Origin of the sequence: Chryseobacterium shigense (assembly GCF_900156575.1) — a bacterium.
GTDB lineage: Bacteria > Bacteroidota > Bacteroidia > Flavobacteriales > Weeksellaceae > Chryseobacterium > Chryseobacterium shigense.
The window spans coordinates 379,573-406,336 of the sequence record NZ_FTNY01000001.1 but is presented as its reverse complement, the minus strand read 5'-3'; the positions used below and the strand labels follow the sequence as shown (position 1 = coordinate 406,336).

Annotated in this window: 22 protein-coding genes; 10 read left to right on the top strand and 12 right to left on the bottom strand. The window is 38.3% G+C overall.

Annotated elements, in window-relative coordinates:
* Positions 1–19 precede the first annotated feature (19 nt).
* The 6 genes from BW964_RS01955 to BW964_RS01930 all read right to left on the bottom strand — a co-directional run bounded on the left by BW964_RS01955 (position 20) and on the right by BW964_RS01930 (position 6,816).
* The gene (locus tag BW964_RS01955) at positions 20–1,138 is read right to left on the bottom strand and encodes a carboxylate-amine ligase (RefSeq protein WP_073336265.1); all 1,119 of its coding nucleotides are present in this window, start codon (positions 1,136–1,138) and stop codon (positions 20–22) included.
* Positions 1,139–1,166: 28 nt separating this feature from the next.
* Positions 1,167–2,120: an ATP-grasp domain-containing protein gene (locus BW964_RS01950; protein ID WP_076504253.1), complete on the bottom strand. Its 954-nt coding sequence runs from the start codon at positions 2,118–2,120 to the stop codon at positions 1,167–1,169.
* A 60-nt stretch (positions 2,121–2,180) separates the two neighbouring features.
* Positions 2,181–2,894, bottom strand: a complete 714-nt coding sequence (locus tag BW964_RS01945; RefSeq protein WP_076504251.1) for an alpha/beta hydrolase-fold protein — start codon at positions 2,892–2,894, stop codon at positions 2,181–2,183.
* A gap of 28 nt (positions 2,895–2,922) precedes the next feature.
* Positions 2,923–4,134, bottom strand: a complete 1,212-nt coding sequence (locus tag BW964_RS01940) for an ATP-grasp domain-containing protein (protein ID WP_076504250.1) — start codon at positions 4,132–4,134, stop codon at positions 2,923–2,925.
* A gap of 140 nt (positions 4,135–4,274) precedes the next feature.
* Entirely contained in the window at positions 4,275–5,690 is a 1,416-nt protein-coding gene (locus tag BW964_RS01935; protein WP_076504248.1) for a leucyl aminopeptidase family protein, read from the bottom strand.
* Between the two features lie 4 nt (positions 5,691–5,694).
* Positions 5,695–6,816, bottom strand: coding sequence for an alpha/beta hydrolase (locus BW964_RS01930; RefSeq protein ID WP_076504247.1), 1,122 nt, complete (start codon positions 6,814–6,816; stop codon positions 5,695–5,697).
* A gap of 203 nt (positions 6,817–7,019) precedes the next feature.
* Between BW964_RS01930 and glgB the strand changes: the two genes are divergently transcribed.
* From glgB to apaG, 9 genes are all read left to right on the top strand, one after another.
* A complete protein-coding gene (gene glgB / locus BW964_RS01925) occupies positions 7,020–8,969 on the top strand; it encodes a 1,4-alpha-glucan branching protein GlgB (protein WP_076505395.1) in 1,950 nt (649 codons plus the stop codon).
* Positions 8,966–9,529 (top strand): hypothetical protein, encoded by a 564-nt coding sequence (locus tag BW964_RS01920; RefSeq protein ID WP_076504245.1) that lies wholly within the window; start codon positions 8,966–8,968, stop codon positions 9,527–9,529. The genes glgB and BW964_RS01920 overlap by 4 nt, the downstream gene beginning before the upstream one ends.
* Positions 9,530–9,549: 20 nt before the next feature.
* Complete coding sequence (locus BW964_RS01915; protein ID WP_228432101.1) at positions 9,550–10,974, top strand: glycogen synthase; 1,425 nt, start codon at positions 9,550–9,552, stop codon at positions 10,972–10,974.
* A gap of 224 nt (positions 10,975–11,198) precedes the next feature.
* Positions 11,199–12,467, top strand: coding sequence for a glucose-1-phosphate adenylyltransferase (locus tag BW964_RS01910; protein ID WP_076504242.1), 1,269 nt, complete (start codon positions 11,199–11,201; stop codon positions 12,465–12,467).
* Between the two features lie 230 nt (positions 12,468–12,697).
* Positions 12,698–13,288 carry an outer membrane beta-barrel protein gene (locus BW964_RS01905; protein ID WP_228437929.1) on the top strand — a complete coding sequence of 197 codons (591 nt, stop codon included), beginning with the start codon at positions 12,698–12,700 and terminating at the stop codon, positions 13,286–13,288.
* A gap of 173 nt (positions 13,289–13,461) precedes the next feature.
* Positions 13,462–14,478, top strand: a complete 1,017-nt coding sequence (locus BW964_RS01900; RefSeq protein WP_228432099.1) for an SRPBCC domain-containing protein — start codon at positions 13,462–13,464, stop codon at positions 14,476–14,478.
* A 124-nt stretch (positions 14,479–14,602) separates the two neighbouring features.
* The gene (locus BW964_RS01895) at positions 14,603–17,419 is read left to right on the top strand and encodes a 2-oxoglutarate dehydrogenase E1 component (protein ID WP_076504239.1); all 2,817 of its coding nucleotides are present in this window, start codon (positions 14,603–14,605) and stop codon (positions 17,417–17,419) included.
* A gap of 40 nt (positions 17,420–17,459) precedes the next feature.
* A complete protein-coding gene (gene odhB / locus BW964_RS01890) occupies positions 17,460–18,716 on the top strand; it encodes a 2-oxoglutarate dehydrogenase complex dihydrolipoyllysine-residue succinyltransferase (RefSeq protein ID WP_076504238.1) in 1,257 nt (418 codons plus the stop codon).
* A 95-nt stretch (positions 18,717–18,811) separates the two neighbouring features.
* The gene (gene apaG / locus BW964_RS01885) at positions 18,812–19,186 is read left to right on the top strand and encodes a Co2+/Mg2+ efflux protein ApaG (protein ID WP_228432097.1); all 375 of its coding nucleotides are present in this window, start codon (positions 18,812–18,814) and stop codon (positions 19,184–19,186) included.
* A 178-nt stretch (positions 19,187–19,364) separates the two neighbouring features.
* Here apaG and BW964_RS01880 read toward each other — a convergent pair whose 3' ends face one another.
* From BW964_RS01880 to BW964_RS01865, 4 genes are all read right to left on the bottom strand, one after another.
* Entirely contained in the window at positions 19,365–20,087 is a 723-nt protein-coding gene (locus BW964_RS01880) for a T9SS type A sorting domain-containing protein (protein ID WP_076504235.1), read from the bottom strand.
* Between the two features lie 7 nt (positions 20,088–20,094).
* Positions 20,095–20,652, bottom strand: coding sequence for a 3'-5' exonuclease (locus BW964_RS01875; RefSeq protein ID WP_076504233.1), 558 nt, complete (start codon positions 20,650–20,652; stop codon positions 20,095–20,097).
* A gap of 283 nt (positions 20,653–20,935) precedes the next feature.
* Positions 20,936–21,913, bottom strand: coding sequence for a glycosyltransferase family 2 protein (locus BW964_RS01870; protein WP_076504232.1), 978 nt, complete (start codon positions 21,911–21,913; stop codon positions 20,936–20,938).
* 5 nt (positions 21,914–21,918) lie between these two features.
* Positions 21,919–22,803 (bottom strand): lysophospholipid acyltransferase family protein, encoded by an 885-nt coding sequence (locus BW964_RS01865; RefSeq protein ID WP_076504230.1) that lies wholly within the window; start codon positions 22,801–22,803, stop codon positions 21,919–21,921.
* 80 nt (positions 22,804–22,883) lie between these two features.
* On the opposite strand from BW964_RS01865, the gene BW964_RS01860 reads away from it, so the two are divergent.
* Positions 22,884–23,456, top strand: a complete 573-nt coding sequence (locus tag BW964_RS01860; protein WP_076504229.1) for a thioredoxin family protein — start codon at positions 22,884–22,886, stop codon at positions 23,454–23,456.
* Between the two features lie 34 nt (positions 23,457–23,490).
* Here the strand turns inward: BW964_RS01860 and BW964_RS01855 are convergent, their stop codons facing one another.
* Together BW964_RS01855 and BW964_RS01850 are read right to left on the bottom strand one after the other, a co-directional pair.
* Entirely contained in the window at positions 23,491–24,852 is a 1,362-nt protein-coding gene (locus tag BW964_RS01855) for an aldehyde dehydrogenase (RefSeq protein ID WP_076504227.1), read from the bottom strand.
* A gap of 43 nt (positions 24,853–24,895) precedes the next feature.
* Positions 24,896–26,458 carry an MFS transporter gene (locus tag BW964_RS01850; RefSeq protein WP_123911999.1) on the bottom strand — a complete coding sequence of 521 codons (1,563 nt, stop codon included), beginning with the start codon at positions 26,456–26,458 and terminating at the stop codon, positions 24,896–24,898.
* Positions 26,459–26,764: the final 306 nt, after the last annotated feature.

Here is a 26,764-nt window from a genome sequence, read left to right as displayed (position 1 = left end):
TGTAAAGTTACCAAAAATATTATGAAGCCATTTCTCCGTGGGTGATACCGTACTCCGTTTCAGAGATCATATAATCTACTACTTTGGTAAGATCTCCGGTTTCTTTGTATACCTGAAGCTGACGGTCTGCACCCGTTCCGTTTTCTAAAATGGTCCAGGCATATTCCACTTCTTTTCTGCAGTCGAGCTCATCTACAACATCATCGATGAATTCCAGAAGTTCCTTCAACAGATGGGGATAAGGAACAGATTCTTCTTTTCCGAAATCGATAAGATGGGCCTCGATGCCGCTTTTGGAAGCTCTCCATTTATTCTCATTTAACAGCAGTCTTCTGTAGCTTCTGAAACTCAGATTTTGCTGGTGAAGTTTATAAATTTTTGCAACCAGGCACTGCATAATGGCAGCCATACACACCGTTTCTTCTATTCTCAAAGGCATATCACAAATTCTGAACTCTATAGTAGGATAGAATGGATGTACCCGCAGATCCCACCAGATTTTCTTGGCATTATCTATGGTTCCCGTTTTTACCAAAAGATCTACATAGCTGTCGAATTCAGCTAATGAATTGAAATAGCTTGGAATCCCTGTTCTTGGAAACTTAACAAAAATCTCCTGTCTGTACGATTTAAAACCTGTATTTCTTCCGATCCAAAAAGGGGAATTGGTAGAAAGAGCGTACACGTGAGGTAGGAAATAGCGCATGACATTCTGAATTCTGACCCCTTCTTCACGGTTGGGAATTCCGATATGTACATGCAGCCCAAAAATAAGATTTCCGCGGGCAACATCTCCCATATCATCTACAATCTTGTTGTAGCGCTCACCATTGGTGATGGTATTGTGTTCCCAGTTGGAAAAAGGATGCGTTCCGCCTCCGGAAACCCGGAGTCCCTGCTCATGAGCGGTATTGATCAAATGCCTTCTTAAATTCGTAAGTTCAGCTCTCGCTTCCTGAATGTTCTGGCAGATGCCCGTTTCCATTTCAATCATGGATTCGTGCATTTCGTGTTTTAAATTTTCACTTAAAACCGCCTTTCCGCCTTCAATAATTTTCGAAACATGAGATATTAAGTCTCTGCTCTCAACATCAATAATCTGATATTCTTCTTCGATTCCTATGGTAAATTGATGCATTTCTTTTCGTGTTTTTTTATTTAAATATTTATTTTACTGAATCTTTTACGAAGGTGCCCCACGAAATATTAGGTTTTCCCGGAACATATTCTTTAGCTTTTTCAATAGCCAGTTTAGCCGAATGTTCAACGATCCAGGCAAAATTTTCCTCGCCTACAGAATTTCGGTCTGCATCAGGAGCCGGATTGCAGAAATCGATAGCATAGGGAATTCCATCTCTGATTGCAAATTCTACCGTATTGAAATCATAACCAAGGGCTTCATTCATAATGATGGTGTAATCATGAATCGTTTTTAATAGTTTTTCCAGCTCTGTCCCCTGAGTCTGATGCGTGGTGGCATATCTTAAATGATGGGCATTACGGGGTTCATAAGGCATAATATGAACGTATTTTTTACCCAGACAATAAACCCTGTAGTAATCATCGAAAACAATTTCCTCCTGAACCATCATGACCAGCTGTTCTGTTTCGCTTAGCTTATTCCAGAGGTCATCCGGATTTTCAACTCGGTATACGCTTTTCCAGCCGCCACCGTCATGAGGTTTCATATAAGCAGGAAAACCTACATAATCGAAAATATATTCCCAGTCGTGAGGAAATTTCAGGTTCCTGAACGATGTTTCTGAAGTGTCTGTTGGTCTTTCGTGTGAAGGAAGCAATACCGTTTTAGGAAGCGGAATTCCCAGTTTTGACATTAATGCATTATTGAAAAATTTTTCATCGGCACTCCACCAGAAAGGATTATTGATTACATAAGTTCCGTTGAGTGCTGCATTTTTCAAATACGCTCTGTAAAAAGGAACATCCTGCGAAATTCTGTCGATAATGACTGCATAGCCGTAATCAGCACCTTGTTCTAGTTTGTCGATGTTTACCGGTTCAGCAATGATTTCTCCGCCACCCAGTTCATTCACCTTGTCGATAAACGCCCAAGGAAATGTATCTTCCATACCAAATAGAATTCCCACTTTTTTTGCCATAATTTCTGTTTTTTATATTGATGTATTAATTATTTTTTATCTTCTTAAATGTACTGTTTTTCAGGAAAAGAATGCACCTATAAAAGTTGGAAAGACCATTCTCCATAAGGGCCAGTCGTGATTGATCCATTTTCTCTCGTCATACCAGAAATCGATCCCTTTCGAGCTTAAGATCTCAGCCATTTCAATGTTTTTATCTCTGCAGATATCCTGGTCAGAAGTACTCAGGACAATATGCATATGCTTATATTTCCAGGCTTCATCATTCTTTACGAACTCTTTCGGGCAATTAAAGTAAACCAGTTCATCCGAATATCCGTCCATAAAGTTTCTGATGCTGAATGCTCCGGAAAGACAGAATAAATGCGAAACCACATCCGGAAACCTGAAGGCAAAGTTGGCAGCATGGTAACCTCCGAAACTGGCTCCGGCCACTGCAACACGGTGGGTTTTGTGCATCTTCTGGATATAGGGAATGAATTCCTGAATAAGAAACTGCATATACAGCTCATAATTCTTTATTCTTTGCTGAGGCGAAATCTTTTCATCATAAAAACTCCACGCATCAATAGTCTGAATATTATAAAGTTTTACTTTCCCCTGGTCTATAAACCAGTTGATACTTCCGTTAAGATGGAAATCATGATTTTGGGTATACTGTCCCTGAGAAGTGGGAAACATGATGATCGGATGACCGTAATGTCCGGTAACTTCTACCTTAAGACTGGTTCCCAATATATTTGAATAATAGTCTGTATGTTCTATATGCGGCATTGATAAATTTCTTTTGTTATACGGTGTTTTAACTTGTCAATTTACTTTTTGGAGGTAAGATATTCAGCATTTCAGCCTGAATCTTTTCGGCAGCACTGTCTAACCTTTGCTGTATGATATCCGGGTCTGTGGATCGATAAACGATTCCGACATGGTAATCAATCGGAAGGAAATTGACCGCTTCTTCACTTTCAAAAGCACTGTAATCAGGATGTTTGTCCTTGATCAGGGCAACGATAAGTCCTGAGTAGTAACCCGTAGGTTTTGAAGCCTGATAGCTTTTTCCACGCAGCAGAGCATCTTCAATTTTGGCCCATTCTCGCCAGATGTTAATTTGGCTTGAAGCTTCAACCAGATCCGGAATATGGGCACCTCCAACCCTGGAAGAAGTTTCAAGAAAATACCATTTTCCATCAGCTTTTCCGCGGATAAATTCAGTGTGTGTAGCCCCGTTGAGAAGTCCGAAACTGGAAAGAACCTTCGCATTCACCTCGTCAAGGGCTTTAAATTCCTCAGAATATCTTCCCAGCGTTTTCGATCGGAATACCCCTCCTTCATGAGAAACCTGCATAGGCGGAGCCAGGTATTTGGAAGCCGAGGTAAAAACAATTTCTTTGTTGAAGGTCAGGCTGTCTACATGATAAACATCCCCTGGTTTAAAGCTTTCAAGCAGGAACAGGTGGCGCTCTTCTCCGAGTGCGTCCAGTTCAGTCCAAAGTTCATCTTTGGAAGAAAACTTTTTAATGCCCGATGCGGATGCTTCCGATCGTGGTTTTAATACCCAGGGACCCGGAACTTTTTCTGTAAAGTTGTTAACCTCATCATTATTAAAAACTGCGGTGAACTCCGGAACATTGATTCCCGAATCTTTTGCCTTCTGACGCATCGCCAGTTTATCTCTGAAATACCTGTGAGTAGTCTGTCCCATTCCCGGAATACGGAATGTTTCTCTGATGAGTGCCGCTTTTTCTACATCGTAATCATCAAGGGCAACCACAGCATCTATTTTTCGGGTTTTCATCAGATGTGAAAATCCCTGAACAAGATGTTCCAGATTCCATACGGACGGTTTTAGCTCGGACATATAAAAGACCTCGTCAATTGCGTGCCATGGCCAGTTTTTCTCCTTAAGACTCTCTGATGTTACTAAGATAATTTTGTTACCGAGCTTCTTCATTTCATCCATGAAGTCATAGCCCTTGTAATAGCACGAAATACATACTATAATTTTCTCCTCCATATAATGTTTTTTAATTTTTAGTAAATTATCAAAGATAAAAGTGAATTTCTATTGATTAATCAATGGTAAAAATAGAAATTCACTGAGTTTTTGAGAATCTATAATCAAGTATACAGAGAAATTTTGAAAAAAACTAATTTTTAGTGATAATTTTCCATTAAATCGACCAGTAATTGTACCCCAAAGCCGGTTGCTGCTTTTTCTTTTGAATATCCCGTACTTCCGAAGGCTACACCTGCAATATCCAGATGTGCCCATTGAGGATGATTTTCAATAAACTGTTCCAAAAATTTAGCAGCTATGATACAATCGCCGATAGGTTTCATTGAGATATTTTTAAGGTCTGCCACATCAGATTGAATATCATCTTTCCATACCTCCCACAAAGGAAGATTCCATACCCTTTGATTGGTAATATCTCCGGTTTTTATCAAAAGATTTTTCAATTCTTCATTGTTGGAAAACATTGCTCCACAGGTATCACCAAACATTCTTACAGAACTTCCCGTAAGCGTCGCGAGATCAATCAGGAAATCTGTTTTATAGTTTTTTGAAAGATAGGAAAGGCCGTCTGCGAGGATCATTCTGCCCTCCGCATCTGTATTCAGTACTTCAATCGTTTTTCCATTGTAAGCGGTGATGACATCGCTGGGAAGAAAAGCATTTTCAGAGATCGCATTGTCTGTGATGGGAAGTACCGCCACGATATTTACCGGCAGTTTCATTTCTGCGGCGTAAATCAGTGTTCCGATAACGGCTGTTGCACCACCCATATCAGACTTCATATAATGCATATTGTCCGGATTCTTCAGAGAGATTCCACCTGTATCAAAAAGAACGCATTTTCCCACCAGACCAAATGTTTTGGCATTTTTTACTGAGGTTTTATATTCTATAATGGTAAAAGCAGCATCGTAAGCACTTCCCTGATTGACCGACAGATAAGCGCCAAGACCCAATTCCTCACATTTCTTCCTGTTCAATACCGTGTATTTTAACTCGTATTTCTTTGCTAAATTTTTAAGATACAGACTTAAAACATCTGGCTTCTTGAGATTGGCAGGTTTATTCAGCCATTCCTGGCAGGCCGTCTGTCCGTTGGCCAGTGCTTCAGCCTTTACACGGATAGCCTCTAGTTTTTTCTGGCTTAAATTTTCAAAGTGAATCTCAAATTTAGGGTTCCAGAACGCATGCTTCTTGTCAAAAGGATAGTGGTAAGTTCCCAAAAGTAAGCCTTTTATAAACTCTGCAAACTGTTTTTCATTCAGGAAATCTGCTACAACCAGCGTAGGGGTAGCCAGAAGTTTTTCTTTCTGGATTTGAGTAAATTTAAGCGCCACTTGCTGAACTTCGAAGTTCTGCAGGGTAGATTTTCCTAAGCCAATCAGATAAGTAATGCTTTCTGAATCGGTATGAATGAATACCTCATGTTTCTTTCCGGTGAAAAAAGAGGCGATATTTTTATTATATTTTTTACTCGATTTTTTCCATTCTTCTTCTGTGAAAAGTTGAAAAATCTGGGTGTAGTTTTTATTTTTTTTATTGATTAATTTCATAAACTTAATTTTTAATGCTTTGTTGTTGTGGTTGTACTTCTACAGGGTTTTCTGTGTTGTCGTAGAAAAGCCATTCAATAGCTCTTGGGAATTCCTGTGACCAGTAAAATTCACTGTGAGTTCCTTCGGGGTTGATACTGGTTTTAAATTCAAAATCAAAAAGATTTTTCTTTTCCCAGCGTTTTAAATAGTCTTCAAAAACATGGATTCTTTTGACCATTTTAGACCCTTCCTGGCCGCCTCCGTAGAGGTAAATTTTAGTTTTAAAAGGGACTCTGAAGCTCATCATTGGGAAATTATTATTAGGTTCCACCCAAAGTGAAGGGGAGAAAATCAGTAGTTTGGAATAAACCTCCGGATAAAGGAAGCCACTGTAAATACTGATCAGTGCACCTAAAGAGCTGCCTCCGATTCCTGTATTGTCCCGATCTTTTTTTGTACGGTAGTGGTCATCCACAAATGGTTTTAAGGTGTCTGTGATGAATCGGATGTATTTTTTACCCTCCGATCCATTCGCTACATTGTCATTATCAAAAATATATTCCTTGATGCGTTCTTCGCTTCCATGTTCTATGGCAATGATAATCACATCGCCACGCCCATATTCGGCAAGGATAGACAGCTTCTTGTCAATTTCCCAGTTTCCGTACCCGCTTCCTTCGTTGAAAAGATTTTGAGCATCCTGAAGATAAAGCACAGGATAGCTTTTGTCGGCAACATAGTAATCATAAGGCAGAACAGCCCATACTTTTCGGTAACGTTCAAGCTGGGGGATATAAAATTCTTCAGAAATAACTTCTGCAATCGGGAAAAACTCCTTTTTGAAAGGTCCCCAGTTGAGCCTCCATTTTTCTATAATATCAGATGTTTTTTCTGCGGACTTCGCCGTCTTACGGTTGGGGGTGATATTCCCGTACTTGTCGAGTTCTACATTTTCCCAGCCTCCTTTTGTGAATTTGTATTCCACAATGTCGGGGAAAATTTCGCTGCTGATTTCTATGGAATAATGGTGCGGATCCAGCTGTTTAAGCTGATAATTGGAATCTCTCGGGTTCCAGTTGTTGAAATTTCCGGTGATGTACAACGTTCTGTCATCGCTTTCTTCTGTATAAAGTTCAAACTTCATCCTATGTGTTTAATATAAATTGGAAGCTAAATTTATAAAAAAGATTGTTTTAAAATCATAAAAAAAAGAATGTAAAAAATAATATATTTGATCAACGTGCCGAAATGGGAGTAATTAACATAATAATAATTTGACTAATTATTAACCATTATTGCAGGGAATTTTCGTAGTTTCAAAGAAAAATAAAGTATAACAATATCTTGATGAATTCTGTTAAAACCTATACACTGTTCACTGACCATGATGTCTACCTTTTTAAAGAAGGAAGACACTACAAACTGTATGGGAAATTTGGTGCACATTCTGTTGAAAAAGACGGTGTAAAAGGCGTCTATTTTTCGGTTTGGGCTCCCAACGCAAAAAAAGTTTCCGTTATTGGAAATTTTAATAACTGGAATCATAAAGATCATATCCTGTTTCCGCGATGGGATGGATCCGGGATTTGGGAAGGTTTTATAACCGGACTTACCTGGGGAACTTTATATAAATATGCTGTAGAAACAGCCAGAGGTGAAATTCTTGAAAAAAGTGATCCTTATGCTTTGAGCTGGGAGCAAAATCTTCAGGCAGCCTCATTGGTTTCTACAACCTGGTATGAGTGGACCGATAAAGAATGGATGGAAAAACGCTGGAAAGTCAACAGTCTGGACGCGCCAATATCGGTATATGAACTTCATTTAGGCTCGTGGGTAAGGCAGAGCAATGCTCCGGATAAGTATCTGAATTATCGTGATATTGCGGAGAAATTAGTTCCTTACGCAAAAGAAATGGGCTTTACTCACGTAGAATTTATGCCTGTAATGGAATATCCGTACGATCCGAGCTGGGGATACCAGATTACAGGGTTTTATGCGGCGACCTCAAGGTTTGGATCTCCTCAGGACCTGATGTTTCTGATCGACGAACTTCATAAAAATGATATTGGAGTCATTTTAGATTGGGTACCATCTCATTTTCCGGGTGACGCCAACGGACTTCATCGTTTTGACGGTTCTTACCTTTATGAGCACGAAGATCCGAGAAAAGGTTTTCATCCCGACTGGAAGTCTTATATCTTTAACTATGGCAGGAATGAAGTTAAGTCCTTTCTCATTTCCAATGCCATGTTCTGGCTAGATCGCTATCACGCTGACGGACTTAGGGTAGATGCCGTCACCTCGATGCTTCATCTGGACTATTCCAGAAATGAGGGAGAATGGGAACCCAACATTGAAGGTGGAAATGTAAACCTTGAAGCCAAAGCTTTTCTCCAGGAATTCAATACCGCGGTTTATAAAGAATTTGGAGACGGTATTATCACGATAGCTGAAGAAAGTTCAGATTTTCCTTTGCTTACAAAGCCCGTTCATGACGGTGGAGTAGGTTTCGGAATGAAATGGATGATGGGATGGATGCATGATACACTGGATTATTTTAAAGAAGCTCCTGAAAACAGAAAATACCACCACCATAAGATCACGTTTGCCTCCGTATATACGTATAATGAAAATTATATGATGCCGCTGTCCCATGATGAAGTGGTGCACGGAAAAGCAAGTCTGATCTATAAAATGCCGGGAGATGAGTGGCAGAAGTTTGCCAATCTCCGTGCATTGTATGTTTATATGTATACCCATCCGGGCGCAAAGCTTCTTTTTATGGGAGATGAATTTGCACAAACCGGCGAATGGAATTTTACCCGCAGTCTGGACTGGCATTTGCTGGAGTATCCTGTTCATAAAGGAATGCAGACCCTTGTAAAAGATTTGAATCATCTTTATCGTGAGGAATCTGCCTTCTATGAAAACCAGTTTAATAAAAACGGTTTTGAATGGGTAGAAGCTGATGACCTTGAGAATTCTGTGTATGCCTATCTGAGGAAAGGTAAAAAGAGAGACGATATTTTGATGGTGGTTCTGAATCTGACACCAAAGGTTTTAGAATATAAAATAGGAGTCAATGCAGGAACGCATTGGGAAGTCATTCTTAATTCGGACGATCAGAAATACAATGGAAGTGGTGCTGATGCCGATATTTTAAATGAAAAAAATGAAGAATGGATGCGGCATCCAAAATCTATTACCATAAAGCTGCCTCCGCTGGCTGGAATTGTTTTGAGACAGAAAAAAGATAAAAAGTATAAACTTCAAAGAATAAAACAACATAAGAAATGATTCAGGTTTTAGACATTTTAGGAAAAGAATACAGGGAAATAAAAGAATATACTGTACGATTGGATTTCGATGAAGAAACATTGAAAGAATTTGATAAAGCAGGATTTGATCCCCCTATTTTAGAAGGGAAATTGAATAAGGAACTTTACTTTTTTCATTTTAAAATTGAAAAACATAAAGTAGAATTTTCAGAGAACAGGGTGTCGGAAGTCATTTTTATGACCGATGATGATGAAGCAGTTTTGATAATACAATATCTGATCGGTCAAACTGACTTTATATTCGGTTACTTCTCTGCACAATCCATTGAAAATGCAGAATTGAAAGATATTGAAACGTCAGATCATGGTATGGTACAGCTGAAAAGAATACATTCTGAAAATGAGAGATTGGAACCTTTTGATATAGAAAGATTACAAAGCTATGGAATCCTGACATTCACATCACAGGAGATCAGTATTGTGATTGAACAGGAGAGGCTGGAAGAGGGTCATTTGATTCCTGTTTTTAGGATTAGTAAAAATAGGAATGGAAAACGGAATAGAGATGGTTTAGAATAAAAAATAAATGATATTTAAAAATGAGTAAGGAAAAGACTATGGTAATATATCACCTAAGTACGGAATGTTACCCGATCGCCAAAGTAGGCGGTCTGGCTGATGTTGTGGGCGCGCTGCCAAAATATCAGAATAAAATAAAAGGGATAGACGCTAAGGTAGTTATGCCCTGGTACAACAAATCTTTTATTCATAATCATGAGTTTGACATAGTTTTTGATGGCTTCATTCATCAGGGCCCGGATATGCTTCAGGTTCAGGTCATGAAAGAGAAATCAGATGTTTTGGGATTTGAGCTTTATATGGTGAAAATACCGGGGCTTTTAGACAGAGAAAATCCTTACGGTTATCAGGACGAGAGTTTTCAGTTTATCGCTTTTCAGCATGGTGTATTGCATTGGCTGAGTGCTATGAAGATTCGTCCCGATGTACTACACTGTCACGATTACCATACAGGGCTGGTGCCTTTTATGACCCAGCATTGTCCTGAATTTGAATTTTTAAAAGGAGTAAAAACAATAGGAACCATCCACAACGGAGAGTATCAGGGAATGATGAGCTGGAATATGGCAAATTATTTGCCTTCTTTTGATGCCTACAAATGGGGTTTGATGGACTGGGGTGGCTTTATCAATCCACTGGCAAGTATGATCAAATGTTCTCACGCTTTTACAACCGTTTCCGAGGGGTATCTGGAAGAACTTTTTATCAGCTTCCGGGGACTTGAAAGTCTGGTGCGCGAAGAGTTTGGGAAAGCATACGGGATTATCAACGGAATTGATACAGAAGTTTGGGATCCTGAAACAGATCCGATGATTGATTTTAATTTCAATATAAAAAATGCAGTGGCCCAAAAGAAAAAGAATAAAGAAAAGCTCTGCAAGGAATATGGCTTAAAACCCGATCTCCCATTGTTTGCTTTTATTGGAAGGTTTGCTACGGAAAAAGGAGCAGATTTTCTGCCTGATGTTGTCTGGAAAAGCATCAAACAAAGCTATGGTGCCTTGAATATTATGATTCTGGGATCAGGAAACACTTATATTGAGAACAAACTGAAAGAATATGAATATACGTATACCAATTTTGCTTTAGATCTAGGATACAAAGAGCATCTTTCCCATAAGATCTATGCTTCGGCAGACTTTCTGCTGATGCCGTCAAGAGTGGAACCCTGCGGACTGAACCAAATGTATTCTATGAGATATGGCACAGTACCTGTTGTAAGATATACCGGAGGACTCAGGGATACCGTAGAAGATATTTCAACAGGTGGAGCAGGATTGAACTTTACCTATCCGGGAGTAGACGATATCGTTCATGCAATGAACAGGGCATTAGGGATTTATAATCAGAAAGGGGTCATGAAAGAGCTTATTCATGCCAACATGAATTTTGATTTTGCATGGGAGAAATCTGCTGAAAAATATATAGCTTTATACAATAACTGATGGGAGTAAAACTCACGGATTAATTTTTCCTCATCATCGTATTCTTTTACCCTATAGAAAAATAGGACAGAAGAGGATCGAAATGATGGAACCGGATCATAAAATAAATTTCGGGTCATTGGGGATGTCAATGCATTCGTATACAAGAACAAAGAGTGCTTTAAAATAGCAGTAAACACTAAGAATAGAACAGTCAATTTAATTCAATAAAACGCAAGATACCTATGAAACGAAATGTAATCTCCATTGTTTTGGGAGGCGGCAGAGGGACAAGATTATTCCCGTTAACATATTCAAGATCTAAACCGGCAGTTCCTATTGCAGGAAAATACAGGCTGGTAGATATTCCTATTTCCAACTGTCTGAATTCGGGACTGAATAAAATCCTGGTTTTAACGCAGTTTAATTCAGCTTCCTTAAATTCACATATCAAGAATTCTTATCACTTTGATATTTTCAGCAAAGGATTTGTAGATATTCTTGCTGCCGAGCAGAATGTGGAAAATGAAAGCTGGTATCAGGGAACGGCAGATGCGGTCCGCCAGTCGATGAAGCACCTGGAAAAGTATGATTATGACTATATTCTGATCCTTTCCGGTGACCAGCTCTATCAGATGGATTTCAGGGAAATGCTGGATTTTCACATTGAAAACGGAGGCGACGTCACGATTGCTACTATTCCCGTAGTTGCGAAAGATGCTACAGGATTCGGGATTTTAAAATCTGATGATGAAGGTAATATTACCTCTTTTTATGAAAAGCCGGAATATGATATTCTGGATGGTCTGAAATCTGAAGTTTCAGAGGAAAACAAACATAAGGGGAAAGAATATCTGGCATCGATGGGAATTTATATTTTCACGAGAACAATTTTGAAAAAAATGTTTGAAGATGGGGCTGGTGATGATTTCGGAAAAGATATCATTCCGAACTCCATCGGAAAGTATAAAACCTTGAGTTATCAATACGAAGGTTACTGGACAGACATTGGAACGATAGAATCATTTTATGAAGCAAATCTGGATCTTTGCCAGGACCTTCCACAGTTTAATCTGTTTTCTTCTTCGCCCATCTATACGAGAGCGAGGATGCTTCCACCATCAAAGATTAATGGCTCTTACGTGAGTAAAGCTGTTTTCGGAGACGGATGCATTATTATGGCCGATAAGATCGAGAATTCGGTGATCGGAAACAGGACGAGGATAGATAAAGGGAGTACCATCGTCAATTCTTATGTGATGGGCGCTGATTTTTACCAGAATACGACTGAAATCGTACTGAACGACAGAAGTGGACGTCCAAATATGGGAATTGGTAAATACTGTTATATTGAAAAAGCTATATTAGATAAAAACTGTTACATTGGTGATAATGTCAAAATTATAGGAGGTAAACACCTTAAGGATGGCGATTATGGAACCCATTCCGTTCAGGATGGAATTGTTGTAATTAAAAAAGGAGCTGTATTGCCTTCAGGAACGCATATAGGATAAAACCTTTATCAATTAGAATGAAAAGTATCCCATTTGGGATACTTTTTTATTGTCAATGATGTAAACCTGAATGTATATTTATTGTTGCTGATAATAATAGTTTAAGAATGAAAATGACCTATTGATGATAAATAAAACGGCATTTCAAACTTGATTTCATGTTTTTTAACAAATTTTATGATTTGGCACGGGGGTTGTTAATAACTCTTCCGAAAAATACAAATTTTAAAATGATGAAAAAAATCTTGATTAGTGCAGCCGTAACTGCATTCGGAATGGTGAGTGCTCAAAAAAACACTTTGTTGTTAGGAGGTAACATTGGATATAATAGTGATAACACCAGTATTTCCGGAGAAAAAAGTAAGACAGAATCCTTTAGCTTTACTCCGACAGTAGGATATCAGTTGAGTGATCATTGGACAGTAGGAATCAATTCCTCCATTACATCAGGAAAAAGACCGGCAGATTTTGGGACATTAAAAGAAAATGGCTTTGCTATCGGGCCATTTGTTCGTTATGCGATGCCATTAAGCCAGACTTTTGCCGTTTATGGAGATTTAGGAGCAGGGTATCAAAACATGAGAAATACTTACACTGTTGCATCTGTTTCCAGTGAAAGAAAACTTAATGGATTCTACACCAGCTTTACGCCGGCATTATTTATCAACTTTAAGAATGGTTTTGGATTGAACTTTAATATTGGAGGAATCAGATATGCTTATTTAAAAGAAGATGGGGCTGATTTTAAAAATAATAAATTCAGCTTATCTTTCGGTAAAGAAGTAGGAGTGGGTATTTCTAAAAACTTTGGACTAAAATAAACCCCATTTAAAAAAAAAAGTAATAAGCCGGAAATTTCCGGCTTATTTATTTATTGGAATTTTCAGAATAATAAAAAGTAGGGATTAAAATTAAAAATCAAAGTGATCATGATATTGGTCACTTTTTTTATTTGTCTTACTTTTGTGCGATGCGTTTTTTTAAAATAACAGCCGTGATTCTTGTTTTAATGGTAGGAGCTTATGCTGCTTCCATGTACTATTTTGTAGATGAAAACAAGGATTTTAAGATAGAAAAAGAGATTGATTATCCCATCGATAAAGTCTTTACCCAGTTTAATAACCTTCAGCACTTTACCCGTTGGAATAACTTTTTTACGAGTTCACAGTCTATTGATATAGATTATTATACCCCGTATGAAGGACAAGGGGGCGCGATCAGTTATGTAGATCCAAAAAATGATACAGACGGAGAAATGTTCATCCGCTATGAAAATCCTGAAAAAAGTCTGCGATATCAACTTTTCGAGGATAGAAACGAAAATCCTACGGTAGTGGATGTTCAATTTAAAGCAGTTTCTCCAGAAAAAACCAAAATCACCTGGATGGTGCATACTCCCAAACTTTCCGTGTTGAGGAGGGTTGAAAATTTCTGGACCGAAGACCGTTTTGCTGAGAATATTGACAAAAGTATGGTCAACCTGAAAAATGTTTTGGGGAATAAAGTGGAAAAAGATAACCAGATGGCCTCCATCAAATATGACAGCCTGATGGTGGAAAATGAAGAAAGTAAACTGCTTTTGGGAATCAATGTTAGTGCATCCAATAAAAAGGAATCCCTTTATAAAAATATTGTGATGAACTACAGTAAAATTTATAACTATGTAACGATGGATCTTGGCAAAAGAGATGATGAATTCGGATTTCCCGTGCTCATCACCGATGCGGATAACTACAAAGACAAAGAAGTTTCTTACTTCATGGGAATTCCACTTTCTAAAAAGATTGGAGTGACGGATAATAACTTCAATTTCCGTACATTGAATGCTTCCCAAAATTATGTGATGTACTACAAAGGAAATTATGAAGGCAGAATAAGGGCCGTTCAGCAGCTGATTCAGAAGGCCAAAAAAGACGAGATGCGCTTCGGAGATATCCGTCAGACCTTTATTGAACGTCCGATCGAAGGGCAGGAGGTCAACATGAAGCTCTCATTATCAGTGTTTAAGTGATTTTTTTTTCTTATTTTTTTTCTTAATTTTTTTTAACGGTCTCAGGCTGTCTTAACTCGGTTTTTTTTATTAAATTTGAAGATTAATTCTACAAATAAATTTTAATAATAGATAAACTGTAATAATGGACAGATTTTCATTCCTAAACGCAGCTCATTCTCAGTTAATTGAGGATTTATACCAACAGTACTTAAAATTCCCGGATTCTTTGGAGCCATCATGGAAAGCCTTTTTTCAAGGTTTCGATTTCGCTTTGGAGAACTATGGAGATGATGATAACGTTCAATACATTCAGGCTCCGGCCAACGCTGCTCCGGCAGTACAGCAAATCTCTCAGGCAGTATCCAGCGGAGAAGTTCCTGAGCACATCAAAAAAGAGTTCAAGGTAGTAAACCTTATTGAGGCTTACAGAACGAGAGGGCACTTGTTTACAAAGACCAACCCAGTTAGAGAAAGAAGACACTATACGCCTACTTTAGACATCGAGAACTTCGGTCTTAGCAAAGAGGATTTAAATACGAAATTCAACTGTGCTGTTGAAACAGGAATGAAAGAACCTGCAACACTACAGGACCTGATCAAGCATTTGGAAAGTATCTATTGCGATTCTATCGGAGTAGAATACACGTATATCAACAATGTTGAAGAAAAAGACTTCATCAAGAAATGGCTTCAGGTGAACGAAAACCACCCAAGTCTTTCTGCGAATGAAAAAACTGAGATTTTATTAAAATTGAATCAGGCAGTAGCTTTTGAAAACTATCTTCATACCAAATTTGTAGGGCAAAAGAGATTCTCGCTGGAAGGTGGTGAAACTTTGATCCCTGCATTGGATCAGTTGATCTCAAGATCTTCTCAATTAGGAGTAGACGAAGTCGTTCTGGGAATGGCTCACAGAGGAAGACTGAACGTGTTGTCAAACATTTTCGGAAAATCTTACAAGCAAATCTTCTCAGAATTTGAAGGAAAAGAATTCGAAGAGGATGTATTCTCCGGAGACGTTAAATATCACCTGGGATCATCTAAAAAAGTGAAAACTGCTTCAGGAGAAGAAGTAGCCATCAACCTTACTCCGAATCCTTCTCACCTTGAGACTGTAGCAGCTCTTGTAGAAGGGATCTGCCGTGCGAAAATAGATGACAAATACAAAGGAGACGGTTCCAAGATTCTTCCAATCGTAATCCATGGTGACGGTGCTATCGCAGGTCAGGGGATTGCTTACGAAGTAGCTCAGATGATGACACTGGAAGGATATAAAACAGGAGGAACTGTTCATATCGTGGTGAACAACCAGGTTTCATTTACAACCAACTATGCCGATGCAAGATCTTCAACTTACTGTACCGATATTGCGAAAGTAACAGAATCTCCGGTAATGCACGTTAATGCTGACGATGCAGAAGCCGTAGTTCATGCAATGCATTTTGCAGCAGATTTCAGAGCAAAGTTTGGTAAAGATGTTTATATCGATTTATTAGGATACAGAAAATATGGCCACAATGAAGGTGATGAGCCTAGATTCACACAGCCTAATCTGTATAAATTAATTTCAAAACACCCGAATCCAAGAGAAATTTATAAAGATAAATTGCTTAAGGACAGCATCACTTCCAACGATGTGATTGCTAAAATGGAATCAGATTTCAAAGCACTTTTGGATAAAGACTTTGATGCTTCCAAAGAGATCGAGAAAAATGCAATGGACCCTTTCATGGCAGATGACTGGATCAATTATCCTATCGGGAAAAGAGGCGCTGTTCAGATTCCTGTAGATACAAAATATGACTTAGAGAAGCTTAAAGAACTGGCCATTCAAATGTCATCTCTTCCTGCCGACAAAAAGTTCATTAATAAAATTACAAGACTGTTTGATAACCGTATTAAGGCTATCGAAGGAAATTCATTAGACTGGGCTCTTGGAGAGTGGTTGGCATATGCTACCCTTCTTGTGGAAGGGGACAATGTAAGAATTTCCGGAGAAGATGTGGAAAGAGGAACATTCTCTCACAGACATGCAGTGGTAAAAACTGAAGATACAGAAGAAGAGTATATCCCGTTAAGGCATGTATCAGAAAGCAGATTTGATGTATTCAACTCTCACCTTTCAGAATACGGAGTTTTAGGTTTCGACTACGGATATGCCATGGTTTCTCCTAATACATTGACGATCTGGGAAGCTCAGTTCGGAGACTTTGTCAACGGTGCTCAGATCATTGTTGACCAGTATCTGGCTGCTGCAGAAGAGAAATGGAAGATCCAGAACGGATTGGTGATGCTATTGCCTCACGGTTCAGAAGGTCAGGGAGCAGAACACTCTTCAGCAAGATTAGAAAGATTCTTAACGCTTTGTGCGAACGAAAATATGGTGGTAGCCAATATCACTTCACCTGCCAATTATTTCCACTTACTAAGAAGACAGCTTAAATGGTCATTCAGAAAGCCGTTGATCGTAATGAGCCCTAAATCTTTATTGAGACACCCTAAAGTGGTTTCTCCACTGGAAGATTTTGCCAACGGTTCATTCCAGCCAGTATTGGATGATCCTACTGCAGATCCTAAAAAAGTTGAAAAATTAGTATTATGTTCAGGGAAACTGTACTTCGAATTATTAGCGAAGAAAGAAGAACTGAATTGTGAAAATATTGCATTGGTAAGATTAGAGCAGCTATATCCGCTTCAGGCAGATGCTATAGAGGCCATCTTCAGCAAATATGACAACAGAACACAATTGGTTTGGGCTCAGGAAGAACCTGAAAACATGGGGGCATGGTCTTATATCCTGAGAAATTTCAGAGATACAGGAATCCAGGTGGTATCTCCGGTACCAAGTGGTGCTCCGGCTCCGGGAAGTCACAAAATGTTTGAAAAAAACCAAAATGCAGTGATCAACAGAGTTTTCGACAGAGATGATGCTCCTGCAAAAAGACCCGTTACAGCGTAATTAAGAATAATACCCAATTAAAAAATAAAAAATACTCAATATGTCAGTTTTAGAAATGAAAGTTCCTTCACCGGGAGAATCCATTACAGAAGTTGAAATTGCAACTTGGCTTGTGAAAGATGGTGATTATGTAGAAAAAGATCAGCCTATCGCAGAAGTAGACTCAGATAAAGCAACTCTTGAATTGCCAGCGGAACAAAGCGGAATCATTACATTAAAAGCAGAAGAGGGGGATGTAGTACAGGTTGGTCAGGTAGTTTGTTTAATTGATGTGGATGCTGCTAAACCTGCAGGCGGAAGTGCTCCAGCTGCTGAAGCTCCAAAACAGGAAGAGGCTCCGAAAGCTGCTGAACCGGCTAAACAGGAAGCTCCAAAACCAGCTGCTCCGGTATCTGCTCCACAAACTTATGCAACGGGAGCTCCATCTCCTGCAGCTAAAAAAATCCTTGACGAGAAAGGAATTCAGTCTGGACAGGTTTCAGGAAGCGGAAGAGACGGAAGAATCACTAAAACAGATGCAGAATTGGCTGCAGTTCCTGCTTTAGGAGGAACTCCTTCTACTGCAACAGGTGCTCGTACAACGACTACCACTAAACTTTCAGTTCTAAGAAGAAAAATCGCTTCAAGATTGGTTGCTGTAAAGAACGAAACAGCAATGTTAACTACTTTCAACGAAGTGGATATGTCTGAAATCTTCAGACTAAGAAAATTATATAAAGAAGAATTTGCTCAGAAGCATGGAGTAGGACTAGGATTTATGTCTTTCTTTACAAAAGCGGTGACAAGAGCATTACAAATGTATCCTGATGTGAATGCATCAATTGACGGAGATTTTAAAATCAATTATGATTTCTGCGATATTTCAATTGCAGTTTCAGGCCCTAAAGGATTGATGGTTCCTGTATTGAGAAATGCAGAAAACATGTCTTTCAGCGGAGTAGAAGCGAACATCAAAGATCTTGCTACCAAAGTAAGAGACGGTAAAATTACAGTTGATGAAATGACGGGAGGTACATTTACCATTACCAACGGCGGTACTTTCGGATCGATGTTGTCTACCCCAATCATCAACCCGCCACAGTCTGCTATCTTAGGAATGCATAATATTATTCAGAGACCGGTAGCGGTTGACGGACAAGTGGTGATCAGACCAATGATGTATGTAGCAATGTCTTATGACCACAGAATTATCGACGGAAAAGAGTCTGTAGGATTCCTTGTAGCGGTAAAAGAAGGTATCGACAATCCTGTTGAAATATTAATGGGAGGTGACGAAAGAAAAGGCCTTGGATTATAGATTTTAATAAAATTATAATATAACTTACGATCTCGCCTTAAAAAAGGCGAGATTTTTGTATTTATTAAGAAAATACTAAGATGATGTTCTCAAAAATGACTTCCAATATCAAAGTTTCAGTAATCCCTGAATATGATAGTAAAAACAGTTATCCATCTGAAAACCGTTACGTCTTCAAGTATAATATTACGATAGAAAACGACGGTAGTTTTCCGATTAAAGTAATTAAAAGAAAATGGCTGATCTTCGACGTAGGGTTTGGATATACTGAGATTATAGGCGATGGGGTGATAGGATTGACCCCAGAGATCCCAACAGGCGATAATTTTGCTTATTTCTCCAATGTGATGCTTCGGTCCGGCGTAGGAAATATGAGCGGAAAATATCTCGTTAAAAACATGAACACCCAGGAAACCTTTGAAATAGATATTCCAAAGTTTAATTTGCTGTCTGAAGTGTTAAGCAATTAACCTGACTCAGGGCTCGAAACAATACGGTTGAATCATAAGGGAAGAAGGAAGCTACAGAAGTTGATATATCGGTAAAAAGGAAAGCAATTTCGGTTGTTGCTCTGATCTCACTAGCTTCCTCCTTTTCATGATAAGGCTTCCTTTTATTAAAAAAATGACTTATCGTAAATTTATATTATTACTCTCTGATGAATTTATGCCTGCTTAAGCCTTTCTGAGATTTGACTTCCAGAACATATCCTCCTGTTGAAAGACCCGAAACGTCTATTTTAGAATCAGATGAATGGTGCCGAATGAGTCTTCCCTCAGAATCATAAATCTTTGTCCATTCAATACGTTCAAGACCTTTTATTTCAAGGAAATTATCTTTAACAGGATTAGGATATACTTTTATAGCCGCATTATTATTTAATAGAGATTCATGGGTTGCTAAAGATCCGCTTTCATAAAAAGCTTTATCTCCGAGATTATTGGTAAGCACTAAATTTTTGGTAGTTCCGGAATAAGTGATTTCGTAATTATGCGTTTCTGAATGGAAGGCAAAATAATTAGAATACTGTCCGAAGAAATTGATGTTCTCCGATGTTGTACAGGTTGAGTTGTTTCCAATCCCATAAGTCCAGAATGTAAAATTACCTGTATGAATGTCCGCCTGATACAGCATAGCCCAAACACTGCTTCCACAGATAGGACTGCTCATATTGAAGGATGATCCCGACGATCCCGGAGTAGGAGTGAATTTCAAAGTAGGGGTTCCCATCTCACCATTCTGAGGAAGAGTATAAGTGACGTTATTGCGGATTACTTTTTTTAAATTCCAGGTCGTACCGGTAAGTTCTGAGCTTTGTGCACAAAATAAAGAGCTGACTATAAAAGCACCTGGAAGTAAAATTTTTTTCATGTTCCGGTTATAGTTTTTTTATGTATTTATTTAGAAAAGAGTCATGTATTTCGTCGTTTTGAGTGATGATTAGCTTTTCAAAAGCCAACAGGGCTATTTTGGCACAAGCTTCAGCATCATCACCTGCACGATGATGATTCAGACTGATCTGATGATGTTCTGCCAGATGTTTCAAACCATACTTAGGAAGATAGTTCCATGATTTTTTGGCCAGCTGAATGCTGCAGAGGTAATTCAGCTTTGGCGTAAACATCCCGTAATGCTCAAAGCAGCCCCTTAAAACACCTGCGTCAAAACTTGCATTATGGGCAATCATTAGCGATCCGTACATCATTTCTTCAGCTTCATACCAGATCTCATCAAAGGTAGGTGCATCTTTTACATCCTCAGGCTTTATCCCATGAACATCAATGTTGAATCTGCTGAAATAAGGAAAGCTCGGAGGTTTGATAAGCCAGGTTCTGGTCTCAATGATTTTGGAATCCTGCACAACACAAATACCCATTTCACACGCTGAATTTTTTTCGTGAGTGGCTGTTTCAAAATCTATTGCGCAAAAATCCATTTTAATGAGTGATGAGTTTAAAATTATGAATGATAAGTACCTGATAGGACCTTATAATAAACCCGAATCAATGATTTGAAGTTTAATATGCAGGCTGGTGCTAAAAATTATTAAAGTGTAAGATATAAATTTTTTCTGAAATCAAATGATTCTGTCGTGCTAAACAATTCCAAATCTTGACCAAGCCAAAATATAGGATATCTGACAAGCAGCGTTAGAATATGTTGTCATGAAATCAGAATTTTGATTCTTCATAAAAAAAGAATTCCTATCCATTCCGAAACTACTTTCCTCCTAAAAAATGTTTAAAAATAAGCCATTTCGATTGATAGAAATCATTTTTCTGATTTTTTTGACGAAGTTTCCAGGTTACCGGAAGCTGACCATAAAAGGCAAAATGTGCTTTTAAAACGGCCCAAAAATGAGCAAAACCATTTTTAATTCCGAAATAAATGCCCGCAAATCCATCTAAAACAAGCCTTGATGTGATGACCGCAATCAGTTGAGGAAAAGGAAGATTTTTCACCATCATCGAAAGATTGTTTCGCATATTGAGATAAGTCTTCTGAGCACTCTGCTTATTCAACGTTCCTCCGCCTACATGATAGATCTTGGATTTTCCGGTGTAGAAAATTTTCTTCCCTGAGTTAATCAGTCTCCAGCAAAGATCAATCTCTTCCTGATGGGCAAAAAATCTCTCATCAAAGCCGTTTTGTGCCCAGAAATCCCTTGAACGGATAAAAAAGCAACAACCCGAAGCCCAGAAAATTTCTGTTTCATCATCATACTGTCCGTGATCTTCCTCAAGACTGTCAAAAATACGGCCGCGGCAATAAGGGTAGCCCAGATTATCGATCATACCACCGGCAGCACCCGCAAATTCAAAGGACTTTTTATTATTAAACGCTAAAACTTTAGGCTGAATAGCTGCGATGGAAGCATCTTTTTCAAAAAGATCCATAACAGGATTGATCCAGTTTTCTGTGACTTCCACATCAGAATTGAGAAGACAGTAATATTCGTTCTTTATTTCTTTTAAACCCTCATTGTATCCTCCTGCAAAACCATAGTTTTTATCATTTCTGATGATTTTTACGGTAGGAAATTGATGCTCTATAAAATCTATAGAATCATCATTTGAAAGATTATCAATGACATAAATGTCAGCATTCTGAGAAAAACGGACTACATCTGGAAGAAATTTTTCAAGCCAGTTCTTACCGTTCCAGTTTAAAATGACAACTGCTAAATTTTCAGGCATCACAATTATATTTTTTCAGCATCAAACGTTTTAATGGAATCCTGGTATTTCCATTTTCTGTGTGACCATAAATAGTTATCAGGATGCTTGTGCAGTGTATTTTCAAGAAGTTTGTGGAATTTTCTCACCACCTCATGCTCTGTAAACTTTTCACCGTCAGGGTAGATTCTATGGTAATTGACCTGGTAATAGCCGCGTTTTACCTTTTTCATCTCACAATAAATAAAGGCAAGGTCCATTCTGGTGGCTAGTTTATCATAGCCTATAAAAGCCGGGGTTTTCTGATGTAAAAATTCCAGTCCGTAGTTCACGTGGGCAACATGCGGTGTTTGGTCAGCTACAAACATATAGGCAGATTCACCATCATTTTTAGATCTGAAAATATTCATGATCACTTCATTGGCCTCCAGCGCTTCATTTCCAAATTTGTTTCTGACCTTCTTCATCTGGTTTTCCCAGAAATCGCTGTTTACCTTTCTGTAGACCGGATGGCAGTGTTTCTGCGGGATAATTTTTGCCAGAGCATTGATCCATTCCCAGTTAAAGACATGTCCGGCAAGCATAATAATATTTTTGCCCTCCGCTTTAGCTTCATGAAACACTTCCTGATTGATGTGCTGCATTCTCACTCGGGATTCCGTTTCGGAAATACTGAAAGATTTGATGGTTTCTACCAGATAATCTGAGAAATTTTCGTAAAATTTCTTTCTTATCACGGCAATTTCTTTTTCTGACTTTTCAGGAAAAGATTTTCGTAAATTTTGAGTGATCACTTTTTTTCTATATCCTACCAAATAATAATTTAGAAAGAACATAACGTCCGAAAAAATATACAATACTTTAAGCGGAAGTTTAGAAATTAAATATAATATTTTGATTAAGAAATTCATAAAACATGCAAATTTAGCGATAATAAAATTATGGTTCTATTTTTGCTTGTAATAAGTATTATTTTTTTTATTTTTATGTTATGAAAAAATTGTCGATCATAGCCTTTCTGGGATTAAGTGTATTTGCATTTTCACAGGAAACCAAAAATCAGCCGGCAGAAAGAAAGCAGGATAACGCGCTTCTGGTAAAAACGGATCATGCAGAACTGGATGCAAAGAAAAAAGCTGGTGAAGAAAAGGCTAAGCTTCCCAAACCATACAATCCTAAAGCTAATGCAGCCGCTGATATTAAAAAGCTGGTAGGCCAGGCTAAAAAAGAAGGTAAGAATATTATCATTCAGGCTGGTGGAAACTGGTGTATCTGGTGTCTCCGTTTTAATAATTTTGTACAGAATACTCCGGAATTAAAAGAAACAGTGGATAAAAACTATTTGTATTACCACCTGAATTATTCACCTGAGAATAAAAATGAGAAGGTTTTTAGCCAATATGTAGATATCAAAGAAAAGCTCGGTTATCCGTTTTTCATTGTTTTAGATAAAAACGGCAAAGTAGTTCATGTTCTTAAAGACAGTTCAGTGCTTGAAGAGGGAAAAGGGTACAGTAAAGAAAAGGTACAGGAATTCTTTAATGAATGGGCGCCTAAATCATAAAAGTTAAAACCGGGATATATTCCCGGTTTTTTATTTACAAGAGCTTCCTGATCCAGCTTAATTTCTTTTCAGTATAGGGAGGATATTTAATACTAGGCTCACCCCAGGTTGCTTTTTCAAGAACAGATTTCTGATGAGAAAAAGCATCGAAACCAAATTTTCCATGGTAATTTCCGATCCCCGAGTTTCCAACACCTCCAAAAGGCAGTCTTTCATTACCTAAATGCATGATCACATCATTGATACATCCTCCACCAAACGAAAGTTTAGCGGTAAAGGTCTCTTTTTCCTCGGAATTTCGGGTGAAGAGATAAGCAGCAAGTGGTTTTTCCAGGTCTAAAATGGTTTTTAGAGCCAGATTAAAGTTTGTAAAGCTAATCACAGGCAGTATAGGTCCGAAAATCTCTTCCTGCATCACTTCATCTTCCCAGTTGATCATATTGAGAAGGGTAGGTTCTATATATAATTTTTTTTCCTCTGAATTTCCTCCATAATAAAGCTTGTCTTTATCGATAAGTTTTACCAGACGATCGAAATTTCTGCGATTGATAATTCTTGTGTACTGTTCTGCATCAGGTCCATATTGAAACTCTACGATATACTTCCTCAGCATTTCCAGAAACTGTTCATGGATGGATTCTTCTACAAGGAGATAATCAGGAGCTACACAGGTTTGTCCGGCATTGAGAAATTTGCCCCACACAATTCTTTTGGCTGCCACTTCAAGGTCGGCATCTTTGGTGACGATGGCAGGAGATTTTCCACCCAATTCAAGAACAACAGGTGTTAAATGCTCTGCTGCAGCTTTATAGACAATCTTTCCTACTTTTGTACTTCCTGTAAAAAATATTTTGTCAAATTTCAGTTTTAAAAGTGCTGTGGTTTCGTCAATTCCGCCTTCATAAACATATAAATATTCAGAGGGAAAGTTGTCGTTGATGAGTTTTGCCATAACTTTCATTGTATTTTCGGCTATTTCACTAGGTTTTAAAATACAACAGTTTCCCGCAGCTAAGGCGGCAACCATAGGCGAAAGCGATAATTGGTAAGGATAATTCCAGGCACCAATAACCAGCACGCAGCCCAAAGGTTCAGGATGGATGCTGCTTTTTCCGATTTGATTGGACAGATTGGTTCTTACCCTTTTGGGCTTTGAGAGTGAGTTTACATTCTTCAGGTAATAATCAATGTCATTCAGAACAAAGGATAGTTCTGTGGTAAAAGTATCAAACTTCGACTTGCCAAAATCCTGATAGATGGCCTCATACAAAAGATCTTCATTTTTGATAACGACATCCCGAAGTTTTTCAAGGTACATTTTTCTGAACTTGAGGCTCTTCGTTTGCTGGGTTTTGAAAAAGGCGTTCTGATTCGATACGATTTCCTGAATTTCCATAAAATCAAATTTCCTGAATTATAGCAAATTTTCGGCCTAAAAATTACATAATGTTTCTCACCGCAATTTTTACAGGATGATAAAGCAATAAAGCGAATGCAGTAACCAAAGCCAGCCAGAAAAGTCCGGTAAAAATTTCCATATTGGAAAGAAGGATAGATTGCGCTGCTATTTTGGCTTTAAATGCTCCGGCAGTCATAGATAAAGACTCATTGACAGGGAGTTTGGACAGATTGGCGCCAAACAGCTGGTTCCACTGGCCGTAGAAAACAGGATTGGTATCCGTTAGATTAAAACTTAGCGTATCAGAATGTTTTAACGTTAAAAAGAGCATCAGATTCTGCATTAAAGCATATCCAATCGCGGTGGTCCAGAAACGGGTGGTAGTTCCTAAAGCTGTTGCATTAGCCACATACTGCTCCGGCATTCCTGAAATTAAAAAGAAAACCAAAGGGGTAAACAATAATCCCTGGGCAATTCCCTGCAAAAACAGAGGCGGGCAGATTGTAGAAAGGGTAGTGTCAGGATAAAAAGTATAAGTAAACCATGCACAATCCACGGCTAACAGCAGGAATCCGGTAAAGAAAACAATTCTTGAGGAAACGCCCCTCATCAGGCATATTCCTGATAAAATCACCCCCAGTAAAGTTCCTGCTACATTCCAGTATTGAATATTGACAATATAGTCCCACGGCCATTTCCAGACCGTAGCCATAATGCTGTACACATTATTCAGCCCGGAACGGATCAGATAAAAAATAAAAAACAGAATCATTCCTGCAATGACATTCTTTGAACTGAAAACTTCAAAATGAAAGATCGGTCTTTTGGAATTCCTTTGTTTAAGCATAAATAATCCTCCTGAAAGCATACATATAAAAAGACACAGGATAATCGTGTCAGATTCAAACCACATCAGTCTTTTGCCATAAATAATAGCGTATCCTCCGGACTGCAGACAGGCCCATAACAGAAACCAACTGGTAATATCCAGCTGATAAAGCGGCATTTTAGGAAAAAATCTATTGGTATTGAAAAGAGCGATACCAATGATCAGGACAAAGATGTGGAAATACACCATCATCAGAATCATATGCTGAAAGTTATAATTCTCGATGCTGGATTTCAGTAAAGAAGTCGTCACCGTTCCTCCCGTCAGCATAATAGTATACATAAAAAGATAGGCGATAACCTTGGCGTGTTTTGTTTTTAGTTCGGCAATGATGAGCGGAAGAAAGATAGCTCCTTCCATCAATCCGAAAATTCCTTCCAGAAATCTTATCACCAGGATAACCTGATAATTATTGGTGACCGATAGTACATAAAGAATAATGACCGAAATAGAAGACATGAGCAGGATATAATATTTCACACTGAAATAGGCCATAAATCGCTGCAAAACCAAAAGGGTGACTACAAATGTTCCGTACATCAAAATCATTAAATACTGAATGTCATCTGAGTCTACATCCATAAAAGAAGACGTAAAAGCACTGTTGGAATGTAAAATAGATAAGAGCATCAGATGGGGGAATAAGGCGAGTACCAAAAGAGGCAGCTTCAGCCATTGGGGAACCCATTGATGATACACGGTGTTATGTTGCATGAGGATGTATTGATGTAATAATTTGGTGATTGGTTAATGTATAAATAAGCTTGCGGATCTTTTTTGTGAAAAATAAAAAGCGAAAAGACAAAAGAGCAGGTTGTAAAAAAAGTAAAAGGTAAATGACAAATGCTCATGAATCATCAGAAGCCTGTCACTGCAGTTCTGCCTTTCCGCTAAAAAATATCTAATCTGGCTATGTATTGAATAGGATCATGTATTCTTTTAAAAATGTGCTGGTGTGATCCTCATTAAAGTATTCTTCTGCATGACTGCCATCCGGTTTTAATAATTCACACACCCTCA